The sequence below is a fragment of the Rhodococcus sp. H36-A4 genome, from assembly GCF_027158005.1.
GTDB lineage: Bacteria > Actinomycetota > Actinomycetes > Mycobacteriales > Mycobacteriaceae > Rhodococcoides.
Map to the genome: position 1 here is coordinate 24,222 of NZ_JAPVLQ010000004.1, position 12,183 is coordinate 36,404.

A 12,183-nucleotide genomic window follows, 5' to 3' on the forward strand; every position below is an offset into this window, starting at 1 on the left:
GCCTTCTCCACTCGCCGGCCACCTTCGGCCCGCTTCGTCTGGACAACCCTGAGGACGGTCAGACCGAAGCGGCCTTTCGTGGCCGGCGTTTCTTTACCGGCGCCTTCTTTGGCTCCGGCGCGGGCTCACGGGCCAGCGCCTCCTGCAGGAATTTTCCGGTATAGCTTTCCGGAACTGCTGCTACTTCCTCTGGATTTCCTTCTGCCACAACGATTCCACCGCCATTGCCGCCTTCTGGTCCCATATCGATCACCCAGTCGGACACCTTGATGACATCGAGATTGTGCTCGATGACGATGACGGTGTTGCCCTTGTCGACGAGACCGTTGACCACGCCGAGCAGCTTCCGAATATCCTCGAAATGCAGGCCGGTGGTCGGTTCATCGAGAATGTAGACGGTCCGTCCTGTCGACCGCTTCTGGAGTTCGGCAGCTAGCTTCACGCGCTGCGCCTCACCGCCGGACAACGTCGTGGCGGGCTGGCCGAGTCGGACGTATCCGAGACCGACCTCGACGAGCGTCTTGAGATACCGGTGGATGGAGGTGATGGCTTCGAAGAAGTCCGCTGCCTCCTCGATGGGCATATCGAGGACCTGCGCGATCGTCTTCCCCTTGTAATGAACCTCGAGCGTCTCTCGGTTGTAGCGAGCGCCTTCGCACACCTCACACGGAACGTAGACGTCAGGAAGAAAGTTCATCTCGATCTTCAAGGTTCCGTCGCCGGAGCACGCCTCGCATCGACCGCCCTTGACGTTGAACGAGAACCTCCCGGGCTGGTAGCCACGAACCTTCGCCTCGGTAGTGGATGCAAACAAGGTACGAACCTTGTCGAACACGCCGGTGTAGGTGGCCGCGTTAGACCTCGGCGTACGCCCGATCGGTGACTGATCGACTCGCACGAGTTTGTCGAGTTGGTCCAAGCCGTTGATGCGAGTGTGACGGCCCGGTACCTGCCGCGCCCCGTTGAGCTTGTTGGCCATGACGGTTGCCAAGATGTCGTTGACCAGAGTCGACTTTCCCGAACCCGACACGCCTGTCACTGCAGTCAGAACTCCGAGAGGGAAGCTGACGTCGATGCCGCGCAGATTGTGCTCCCGAGCACCCACAACTGTTACCTGACGCTTCTTGTCGACAACCCGTCGCGCATCGGGCAGTGGAATCTGTAAACGCCCCGACAGGTATGCGCCCGTCAGCGACTCTTCCGAGGTGAGTAGATCCTCGTAGGAACCGCTGTGTACGACGCGGCCGCCGTGTTCACCGGCGAGCGGTCCGATGTCGACGACCCAGTCTGCAGTTCGAATTGTGTCCTCGTCGTGTTCGACGACGATCAAGGTATTGCCCAGATCGCGAAGCCGGGTCAGCGTATCGATGAGCCGACGGTTGTCGCGCTGATGCAGCCCGATGGACGGCTCGTCGAGCACATACAGCACTCCGACGAGTCCGGACCCGATTTGGGTGGCGAGCCTGATGCGCTGTGCTTCCCCGCCGGAAAGCGAGCCCGCTGCGCGGGACAGTGACAGATATTCGAGACCGACGTCGAGAAGGAAGCCGAGACGCGCTTGAACTTCTCGAAGCACTTGACCGGCGATGGCTTCCTCTTTGGATCCCAGCGTGAGGCTGTTCAAGAAGTCGGCAGTTTCGGAAATGGATAGCTTGCAGACGTCAGCGATGGACTTCGCACCAAAATCGCCCGCTTCGATGGTGACCGACAGAATCTCCGGACGCAGCCGGTCTCCCCCACAGGCAGGACAAGGAACGTCGCGCATGTAGCCGTCGTAGCGTTCCTTCATCTGTTCGGACTCGGTTTGCTCGAGCCTGCGGTGCAAGAAAGGCATGACGCCTTCGAACTCTGCATAGTAGGAGCGGGTGCGACCGTAGCGGTTCTTGTACTTGACGTGAACCTGATGCTCGCTGCCCTCGAGAACTGCACGCTTGACCTTGGCGGGCAGCTTGCTCCACGGCGCGTCGAGGTCGAATTCCATGGCGTCGGCCAACCCGGACAGCAGGCGGCCGAAGTACTCCGAAGTCTGGCCCATCGACCACGGGGCGATCGCACCGCCGGCAAGCGAGAGATCCGGATCAGGAACTACCAGCTCGGGGTCCACTTCCTTGCGCACGCCGAGACCGAGGCATTCGGAACATGCGCCATAAGGGGAGTTGAACGAGAAGGACCGTGGCTCCAAGTCGTCGATCGAGAGTGGGTGTGCATTGGGGCATGCGAGCTTCTCGGAGAATCGACGTTCTCGATCAGGGGCATCTTCTTCACGGTCGACGAAGTCGAGGACCACGATGCCGTCGGCGAGGCGCAACGCGGTCTCGATGGAGTCGGTTAGACGCTGTTTGGAGCCGGCCTTGACCGTGAGTCGGTCGACCACGACCTCGATGTCGTGCTTCTCCTGCTTTTTCAGCTTCGGAGGATCGTTGAGTTGGTGGACAACGCCGTCGACACGAATACGCGAATAACCCTGCGTATTGAGGGAATCGAACAGGTCTACGAACTCACCCTTACGGGTACGAACGACCGGTGCGAGGACCTGGAACTTGATCCCCTCTTCCATCGCCAACACCTGATCGACGATCTGCTGAGGGGTCTGCCGGGCGATCCTCTCGCCACAGACCGGGCAGTGGGCCGTTCCAGCACGAGCGAAGAGCAGACGGAGATAGTCGTATACCTCGGTGATGGTGCCCACAGTCGACCGCGGATTCCGGTTGGTCGACTTCTGATCGATGGAGACAGCGGGCGACAATCCCTCGATGAAGTCGACATCCGGCTTGTCCATCTGTCCCAGAAACTGGCGCGCATACGCGGACAACGACTCGACATAACGGCGCTGGCCTTCGGCGAAGATCGTGTCGAAAGCGAGCGAGGATTTGCCTGAACCCGAGAGGCCTGTAAAGACGATGAGGCTGTCCCGAGGCAGATCGATGTCGACCCCTCGCAGGTTGTGTTCACGCGCACCCCGCACTATCAGGCGATCCGCCACTGTCTTCCCTTCTTGTCGAACGACCAGGCTGTCAGGCTCGTGTACCACCGGCCTGAACAGTCGAACCGTCGCTCCATGGATGCATACGTAAGGGCGAACCTCACGCAGTAGCAATGCTAGGCCGACCCTCTGACACGTTCTTCTGACTCGGAGGGCCGAACAGGGTTTGTAGTCGCGCCGACGGTAGCGTCCCCTAGATGGACGAGCACCTTATGGCCATCGACGACGACTACACCGGCGCAGTCTCCCCAGGATCAGCACCTGCGCGGCGCACGATCTCGAACGGGACGATCACCAAGATGTCCGTCGGCCCCATGGACAACAACGCATATCTCATCGTTTGTTCCACCACCGGGGAATCGATGCTGATCGATGCAGCGAACGAAGCACCACGCCTGGCGCAGTTGATCGACGAGAACGCGCCAAGACTTTCACTCATCGTCACTACGCACCAACACGGTGATCACTGGCAGGCATTGGAAGACATCGCAGCAGGCACCGCCTCGCCGACTGCTGCACACAGTTTGGACGCCGAACCACTACCGGTGACACCGGACCGCCTGTTGAAAGACGGAGACAGCATCGACGTGGGTGAACTCACGTTCGATGTCATCCATCTGCGTGGGCATACGCCTGGGTCGATCGCATTGGCTCACACCGACGCCAAGGACGGCCTCGTTCACCTCTTCACCGGTGACTCGCTCTTTCCAGGCGGTGTCGGAAAGACGTCGGGGCCCGCGAACTTCGTCCAACTTCTCGACGACGTGAGCACGAAGCTGTTCGACCGGTTCGGTGACGATGCCATCGTCTACCCAGGCCACGGCAAGGACACGACACTCGGTGCCGAACGCCCTCACCTCGGCGAATGGCGAGAACGCGGATGGTGAAACACCGTCACGCTTGAAACCTACGAAGCCTGGGTATGACTACGCTGGAACAACGTGGTCGGTATGGGGGCATACTCCTGTGCTGCGCCGCGTAGAACATCTTCGTTCACTCACGAACTACGCAGGAGGCTGTCAATGCTTGTCCGCCGTATCGCCCGACCGCTGATGTCGACCATCTTCATCGCGGGGGGCATCGACGCGCTCCGGAACCCAACAGGCAGGGCGCAAGCCGCCACACCGCTGATCGAACAGGGCCAGGACGCGTTGCCGGACAGCGTCACTTCGAATCTCCCCAGCGATCCTGAGACCCTGGTCCGGATCAACGGAGCGATTCAGGTCGGCGGCGGTCTGTTGCTTGCCACCGGTAAAGCACCGCGGATCGCCTCACTCGCACTGGCGGGCACATTGATTCCGACGACATACGTCGGCCATGCCTTCTGGAACGAGACCGATCCCGCTGCCAAAGCTGCGCAGCGCACTCAGTTCTTCAAGAACGTCAGCCTGCTGGGCGGCCTGCTCATCGCTGCGGTCGACACCGAGGGCAAGCCATCCTTGGCGTGGCGGGGTCGCCGTGCCGCACGTAAGGCGTCCGAATCCGTTCAGTCCGCGCTGCCCGGCTCCCATGACACCGCAGACCGACTCGGTAGCGCTTCCGACCGAGTGAAAGAGTTGGCTTCGGTCGCTGCGACGCGTGGCTCGCACTTCGCCGACGCGGCACAACCCGTCGTATCCAAGTGGGCCGACGTCGCTACGGAAAAGGGCTCGGAACTCGCCGACGCCGCACAGCCCGTCGTATCCAAGTGGGCCGACGTCGCAGCGGAAAAGGGCTCGGAACTCGCCGACGCCGCGCAGCCGGTCCTCTCTCGCTGGGCGCACAAGGCTGAAGACCGTGGTTCCGAGCTGGCGAAGGTCGCACAGAAGCGCGGATCCAAGCTTGCCGACAAGACAGCCGACCGGGGCACCGAGCTCGCAAAGGTCGCACAGAAGCGCGGATCCAAGCTCGCCGACAAAACATCCGACCGGAGTTCGAAGCTCGCCGATACGGCAGCCGAGCGCGGTGCAGTTTTGGCCGAGCTTGCCCAAGATCGCGGCACCAAGTGGGCCAATCTTGCCACTGAGCGGGCATCGGAATTTGCCGAACTAGCACAGGACCGCGGCAGTAAGTGGGCCGACGTCGCCGCCGATCGGACAGAAACACTCAGCAAGCGCGCCCGCAAGCGCGCAGCACAGCAGAGCCGGGAGTTCGACAAGGCAACCGAGAAGGCTCAGGCCAAGCTCGCGAAGAAGGTCGAGAAGACTCGGAAAGAGCTGGACAAGCGCGTTCAGAAGTACTCCAAGTAGCCAATTCGACAGGCTGATCGAAAAGGGCCCCGTCCTGAACTGCGGTTCTGCGGCGGGGTCCTTTTTTGTCGTAGACTTCTTGGGCGAATTTCGATTCACCGAAATTTCGCTGCCGAACTCCCGAGGAGACCCTTTGCCGGACGACGGCCCCACAATCGCCGACAAGTCAGAAGAAGACACCCTGTCCGACCAGGATCGTGAGCAGACATACGTCACGATGCTTTACAACCAGTTGGACGCGCTCCGTCAGTACGCAAGGACACGGCTCAGTGCAGTACTCCTGGCAACCGGCGGAACCCCGCAGGCTCGCAGTGAGCGCGAATCGTTCAGCCAGATGTACAACGACGACATCGCAAAGTACGACGCCGCCGAAAACGGACTCTGCTTCGGCCGCATCGACCTCGCACCACAATCCGAGGAGGATGGTGTCCGCTACATCGGTCGGGTGGGAATTCTGGACGAGGCAAACGATTACGAGTCGCTTCTGCTCGACTGGCGTGCACCGATGGCCCGTCCGTTCTATCTTGCGACGCCCGCTGCTCCCGAGGACATAGTTCGCCGCAGGCACATCCGCACCCGCAGTCGTCGCGTCACCTCGATCGCCGACGAGTACCTCGATCTGGAGGCGGCCCAGCACGCGCGACGCGACGCGACCGCGACCGGAGTTGCAGGTGAGAGCGCGCTGTTGTCCGCACTCGAAGCGGCACGTACCGGGCATATGAACGACATCGTCGAGACCATCCAGAGCGAGCAGGACGCAATCATTCGATCAGAGCACCGCAGTGTGCTCGTCGTACAGGGCGGTCCAGGTACCGGCAAAACGGCCGTAGCCCTGCACCGTGCCGCTTACCTGCTGTACACCTATCGACAGCAGTTGACGAAGAGTGGCGTTCTCATCATCGGTCCGAACGCAACGTTCCTCGACTACATCGGCCAGGTATTACCCTCGCTCGGCGAAACCGGTGTCCTGTTGTCGACGGTCGGAAATCTGTATCCGGGCGTGAGGTCCACGGTGGAGGATTCGATCACCGCAGCCGAGGTAAAGGGCTCGACCTCGATGGTCGCCGTTCTGACCAAGGCAGTGCGCGATCGCCAAGAGATTCCGGCGGAGCCGACGCGCTTACGCTTCGACACCTACGACATCGTCCTCGACAAGAAAATCGTCTCCCGGGCTCGCGGACGCGCACGATCCTCGCGACGACCACACAACTTGGCGCGACCGCTGTTCGTGTCCTCGGCGATCGACGGACTTGCACAACAGCTCGCGGCAACTCTGGGCGAGAACCTCGTCGACGGTGGAAGTCTACTCAGCCGCGATGATATTGCCGACATGCGCGACGAAATGCGTGAAGACGCCGAGGTAATGGCAGCTATCGACGCACTGTGGCCGGACCTGTCACCGCAGCAAGTTCTGCTGGAACTGTTCGCATCCCCGGAGAGGATCGAATCTGCGACCCCGGATCTGTCGCAGGCCGAACGGAACTCCCTGTTCCGAGTGGGGCGCGGTTTCAGCGCGGGAGATGCACCTCTGCTCGACGAGTTGGCCGAGTTGCTCGGAATCGACGATGCGGCCGAACGGGAACGGGCAAATCGGCAGTGGCGCAGTCAGATTGCCGATGCACAAGGCGCGTTGGACATTCTGACAGGCTCGGCACCTCAGGACCTGGAAGACGAACTGGACCCTGAGATCCTGATGGCATACGACTTGATCGACGCCAGCCAACTGGCAGCCAGACAGGACTCCGGCGCCCGACTCACCACAGCCGAGCGAGCTGCAGGCGACCGCACCTGGACGTACGGCCATGTCATCGTCGACGAAGCTCAGGAGCTGTCCGACATGGCGTGGCGAATGGTGATGCGTCGTATCCCCAACCGCTGGATGACCTTGGTGGGCGACGTCGCCCAAACCGGAGATCCAGCAGGCACCACATCGTGGGGCGAAGTGTTGGAACCGTATGTCGCGCAGCGGTGGAAGCGCACCGAGTTGACCGTGAACTACCGGACGCCGTCGGAGATCATGGTCGTTGCGCGGGATGTGTTGGCTGCCATCGACCCAATTCAGTCGGTTCCCAGGTCGATCCGTGAATCGGGCAATCTACCGTGGGCACAGCAGGTCACGAGCGCCGATCTCGTAAAGGTTGTCACCGAGCGTGTTTCCGAGCACCCGCGACCCGGTCTCAGCGCCGTACTGGTGCCGCACGGACTTCTCGCCGAGTTATCTCATCTGACATCGGAGTTCGTGACCGTCTCGACAGTCAAGGATGCGAAGGGACTCGAATTCGATTCGGTGCTCATCGTCGAACCTGCAGAGATCCTCGCGGAGTCTCCGCGAGGTATGGGCGACCTGTACGTTGCACTGACTCGTGCGACGCAACGCTTGGGCGTCGTTCATGCCGAGACGTTGCCGAGCGAACTGTCGGGCTTGGCCTCGTTCGCCGTATCGGCGCACTGAAACGGCAGCGAGGCAAACGGGAACGACTATGGCAGCCGACCCACAACGGGTCGGCTGCCATAGTCGTCGAAAAGCGAAGTCGTCGAACAGCGACAGGCTGCTCAGCGAACCGTGTGAACGATAAGCACGTCGCACGTGGATTTGCGTGCGGCGTCGGACGGAACAGATCCGAGTAGACGGCCCGTCAAAGAGTTGAGCCCGCGATTACCGACGACCAGAAGGTCGGCTTCGACGTCGCCGACCAATTCCAGCAGCGATTCGACGGGGGCCCCGACGATCGCTCGCTCGTCGATCTTCTTGGCGCCGAATTTGATCGCGTGCTCGCGAGCGGTGCGAAGAATGTCATGGGTGGGTGCAGAGCCGGTGATCTGGTAGGCGTCTTCGCGAAGGGCATCGGCTGCCTTGGCGTTGTCCTTCGGATCCGACGGGTAGTAGGCGCACGCGATCACGAGTGTCGCGTCGGCGTCACCCGCCAACGCGGCGGCTTTCTCCACAGCCCGCAAAGACGATTCGGAGCCATCGGTTCCGACGACGACGGTGCGGTAGGCACTCATTCATTCCTCCAGTTGTAGGTTGTGTCACACATATTCGTGACGCTTTCGTCCGCTGTTTCATGAATCTCTACAAGGCTCGACATGCCGGGCCTCGAAGATCGTTGCGATGACACTATCGGTAACTGTCAGTCGTCATGCGGAGATCGCCGACAACACGATCTCGCGGTCTCACCTACATTGGCTTGTATGCGCACCCCTTGGCCGAGACGGTCTGTGAAGACCTCCACCTTTGCGATCCTTCTGGTGATACTGGTTGCAGGTGTCTCGGTCTACTTCGTCACCCGCTCCCCCAGCGCAGACAATGAGTCGACCACCGTCGATACCACGGTGACGCTACCGGAGAGTCCGGGGAGTACCGAGACCGTGGCACTCGACACACGCCTCTACGTACCTCGGACAACCCCGGCCCCTGCTGTCCTTCTCGCCCACGGATTCGGCGGCGACAAATTCTCCGTCGACGGACAGGCACGAGCGCTCGCCGACGACGGGTTCACGGTGTTGACCTACAGCGCTCGCGGTTTCGGACTGAGTACAGGCTCGATATCGATCAATGACCCCGATCGGGAGGTCGCGGACGGCCGCGGGCTGGTGGATTGGCTCTCGAGTCGACCCGAAGTCCGACTAGACGGACCCGGCGATCCCCGCGTCGGTGTCGCCGGCGGCTCCTACGGTGGCGCACTGGCGTTGAGCCTTGCCGGAACCGACGAGCGGATCGACGCAGTCGCGTCGGCCATCACCTGGAACGACCTGGGGCAAGCACTGTTCCCCAATTACGGCGTCACGAACGACGACGACCGCGCTCGCTTGGATGCATCGAAAACTCCTGCGGCTACGGTCTACGGCGGACAGGGAGTACTCAAACGCGGATGGGCAGGAGTCTTCTTCGGAGCTGGAGCAGCCTCGCGCCCTGGAGGCAGTGAGCCCGGCGCAGCAGCGGGATGCGGGCGGTTCGCATCCGAGTTCTGTTCCGCATACGCGCAATCGGCGGTCACCGGTGAGCCATCGCCGGAATTGTCAGCGCTACTGACGGCGCACTCCCCCGCGGCCGTCGCGTCGAACATCAAGGCACCGACGCTCCTGGTACAGGGCATGCAGGACACCCTGTTCGGGCTGGATCAGTCCGACACCACGGCGAGGCAGATCTCCGACGCCGGTGGTGATGTCCAAGTTCGCTGGTTCAACGGCGGTCACGACGACGGTGGAACAAGTGGCGGCGCCGAGAACACAATGAAGGATTTCCTTCGTACACAACTGATGTCGGATACAACCGTCGATGTTGCAGATCAGCCGCGTCCGTTCGTCTATTCGCTCCAGACCCCTGCGATCGAACAGAATCGAACTCGCGGGCGCAGAATGACAGCGCCGGAATACCCCGGGCTTTCCGGTTCCGACGCCGCAGGCGCGCCGAGCGCAACCACAGAAGTGCCCGTCGAGCTGCGACCCTCGGGTCCCACCTCGTCCATCTCGGAGCAATCGGGAGCCCCGGACGAGCAAACCATCATCAGACCGCCAGGGGCGTCCCCATCCGCGATCTCTTCCGTTCCGGGCCTTGGTTCGGTGCTGGCCACGTTGGGCGCCACCTCAGCTGGTTCGCAGCTGTCCGCGGACCTCTCCGGCCAAGCTGCAACCTTCACAGGCGATCCACTGACCGAACCGCTCACCATCACGGGCGCATCCCGCATCGACCTACGGATCGGAGCATTCGCGCAACCACAGCAGGCGGTCCTGTTCGTCAAGCTGTACGACGTCGGCCCCGACGGCAAGCGCACCCTTCCCGGCGGCGCGGTCGCCCCGGTGCGACTACCGAACACCGTCGATTCGGGTCCCGTTCCGGTGTCGGTCGTTCTGCCCGGCATCAGTTATGTAGTCCCCGAGGGACATCACGTCGAAGTGTCGGTGTCCACTACCGACCAGGCATACGCAGTTCCCCTCGAGCCGGCGCAGTTCGTTGTTGCACTGGACGATTCGACGCTACGAGTGCCGACCGTGGCGGGGGTGGCGAGCGGCACGAGTACCGTTCCACTCGGCCCGATCGTCGGTATCGGCGTCATCGTCGCCGCACTGGGTGCATTGATCGCGGTCAACATCATTCGATCACGCAGACGCTTGATCGCCGAAGTGGACGAAGATCTCATCGACACCCCACTGGTGATCACCGATTTGGCCAAAACGTACTCCAACGGATTCAAGGCCGTCGACAACGTCAGTTTCGAAGTCCGTCAGGGGCAGGTGCTCGGCCTGCTCGGCCCGAACGGAGCAGGCAAGACAACCACCCTGCGGATGCTCATGGGTCTGATCACCCCGACGAGCGGCGACATCCGGGTCTTCGGGCACAAGGTCTCGCCCGGCGCCCCAGTCTTGTCGAGGCTGGGGTCGTTCGTCGAGGGTTCTGGGTTTCTCCCCCACCTGAGTGGCACCGAAAACCTGCGCCTGTACTGGCAGGCCACCGGCCGTCCACTCGAAGACGCACACCTCGAAGAAGCATTGGAGATCGCCGACCTCGGCACCGCGGTCGAACGGAAGGTCAAGTCGTACAGCCAAGGGATGCGCCAACGCCTGGCGATTGCGCAAGCAATGCTGGGGCTGCCGGACTTGATGGTCCTCGACGAACCCACCAACGGTCTCGATCCACCACAGATCCGCACCATGCGTGAGGTTCTGATCAACTACGCCAAGACCGGCCGGACCGTCTTGGTCTCGAGTCACCTGCTGGCCGAGGTGGAGCAGACCTGTACGCACGTCGTAGTGATGAACCGTGGGTCGGTCATCAGCTCGGGCACTGTCCGGGAACTGACTGCTGCAGGCGGAATGACCGAAGTACGAGTCGACGACGCGGAGAAGGCATCGGCAGTGCTGAGCGGTCTGGGGTGTTCGCCGACCGTCGTCGACGAGTCGGTGGTCCGTGTGGACATCGGAAGCATCGATCCCGCGATCGTGATCAGGGCACTCTTCGACGCCGGCCTCGAAGTACGCGGGCTCGCCCAGTCCACGAGGCTCGAAGATGTCTTCCTCGATCTGGTACATCGCGACACCGAACACCTGACACAGCTAGCCGAAATCGACGCTGAAGCCAGTGGAACCGTATCGACGAAAGAACACGAATGAGTACGACGCACACAGACGGGCGGGCGCCCGGATATCACGCGGGCAAGACCCTTCCTTTCCGCACCGAATTGCGTCGACAGTTCGGTCGGCGCCGCACACAATTTGCTATCGGATTTCTTGCGCTGTTGCCGGTGATCCTGGCAATCGCATTCGCCGTCGGAAGTTCCTCGGGCGATTCCGACACGGGTGGCCTGATAGAACTCGGGACCCGGGGCGGTGTCAACTTCACAGTGTTCGCACTGTTCATGTCGGTCGGGTTTCTGCTCATCGTCGTCGTCTCGTTGTTCTTCGGAGACTCCGTCGCGAGCGAAGCGTCCTGGTCCTCGCTGCGATATCTGCTCGCCATTCCGGTGCCGCGCACCCGGCTTCTCGTGCAAAAAGCTCTGGTGTCGGCGACGTTGTCCATCGCCGCCGTAGTCGTTCTGGTTCTCGTATCGCTGATTCTGGGCACCGCGCTCTACGGCGCAGAACCACTCGTCACCCCATTCGGTGACGGACTGCCCTACGTCGACGCACTCGGTCGACTTGCCATTGCTGTGGCGTATATCGGAGTCAACCTATTGTGGGTGGCGGGCCTGGCGATGCTTCTTTCGGTTCTGACCGATGCGCCACTCGGCGCGGTCGGCGGAGCAGTGATGACATCGATTCTGTTACAGATTTTGGACCAGATCACTGCGCTCGGTTCGCTTCGCAACTATCTGCCCGGGCACTACGCAAATTCGTGGACCGATGCGCTGCAACCGACGATCAGCTGGAACGACATGTTCGTCGGATCGTTCTCCGCGCTTGCCTACGCGGCCGTCTTCGGCGTGATCGCCTGGCGGGTGTTCGCCTCCAAGGACATCACCAGCTGACCTGAAC

General features: G+C 61.7%; 7 protein-coding genes. 5 read left to right on the forward strand and 2 right to left on the reverse strand.

The features are described 5' to 3' along the window. Nucleotides 1-58: 58 nt before the first annotated feature. Nucleotides 59-2,983: an excinuclease ABC subunit UvrA gene (uvrA, locus tag O1W68_RS11965; protein ID WP_269303827.1), complete on the reverse strand. Its 2,925-nt coding sequence runs from the start codon at nt 2,981-2,983 to the stop codon at nt 59-61. Nucleotides 2,984-3,180: 197 nt separating this feature from the next. Here uvrA and O1W68_RS11970 point away from each other — a divergent pair, with 197 nt between their 5' ends. The 3 genes from O1W68_RS11970 (at nt 3,181) to O1W68_RS11980 (ending at nt 7,663) form a co-directional block, all read left to right on the forward strand. Beyond that, the gene (locus O1W68_RS11970) at nt 3,181-3,870 is read left to right on the forward strand and encodes an MBL fold metallo-hydrolase (RefSeq protein WP_269303829.1); all 690 of its coding nucleotides are present in this window, start codon (nt 3,181-3,183) and stop codon (nt 3,868-3,870) included. 135 nt (nt 3,871-4,005) lie between these two features. Beyond that, nucleotides 4,006-5,211, forward strand: coding sequence for a DoxX family protein (locus tag O1W68_RS11975; RefSeq protein WP_269303831.1), 1,206 nt, complete (start codon nt 4,006-4,008; stop codon nt 5,209-5,211). A gap of 217 nt (nt 5,212-5,428) precedes the next feature. Next, on the forward strand, nt 5,429-7,663 hold the full coding sequence (locus tag O1W68_RS11980) for a HelD family protein (protein WP_269304480.1): 2,235 nt from the start codon (nt 5,429-5,431) through the stop codon (nt 7,661-7,663). Nucleotides 7,664-7,764: 101 nt separating this feature from the next. Here the strand turns inward: O1W68_RS11980 and O1W68_RS11985 are convergent, their stop codons facing one another. Then, nucleotides 7,765-8,217 (reverse strand): universal stress protein, encoded by a 453-nt coding sequence (locus O1W68_RS11985; protein ID WP_136172131.1) that lies wholly within the window; start codon nt 8,215-8,217, stop codon nt 7,765-7,767. 213 nt (nt 8,218-8,430) lie between these two features. On the opposite strand from O1W68_RS11985, the gene O1W68_RS11990 reads away from it, so the two are divergent. Further along, a complete protein-coding gene (locus O1W68_RS11990; protein WP_269303834.1) occupies nt 8,431-11,322 on the forward strand; it encodes an alpha/beta fold hydrolase in 2,892 nt (963 codons plus the stop codon). Beyond that, nucleotides 11,319-12,176, forward strand: a complete 858-nt coding sequence (locus tag O1W68_RS11995; RefSeq protein WP_269303836.1) for an ABC transporter permease — start codon at nt 11,319-11,321, stop codon at nt 12,174-12,176. The genes O1W68_RS11990 and O1W68_RS11995 overlap by 4 nt, the downstream gene beginning before the upstream one ends. Nucleotides 12,177-12,183 lie beyond the last annotated feature (7 nt).

What these genes read in the sequence shown, in the direction of transcription:
- O1W68_RS11985 (WP_136172131.1), bottom strand. Translation starts at nt 8,217, where the DNA reads ATGAGTGCCTACCGCACCGTCGTCGTCGGAACCGATGGCTCCGAATCG.
- O1W68_RS11970 (WP_269303829.1), top strand. Translation starts at nt 3,181, where the DNA reads ATGGACGAGCACCTTATGGCCATCGACGACGACTACACCGGCGCAGTC.
- O1W68_RS11975 (WP_269303831.1), top strand. Translation starts at nt 4,006, where the DNA reads ATGCTTGTCCGCCGTATCGCCCGACCGCTGATGTCGACCATCTTCATC.
- O1W68_RS11980 (WP_269304480.1), top strand. Translation starts at nt 5,429, where the DNA reads ATGCTTTACAACCAGTTGGACGCGCTCCGTCAGTACGCAAGGACACGG.
- O1W68_RS11995 (WP_269303836.1), top strand. Translation starts at nt 11,319, where the DNA reads ATGAGTACGACGCACACAGACGGGCGGGCGCCCGGATATCACGCGGGC.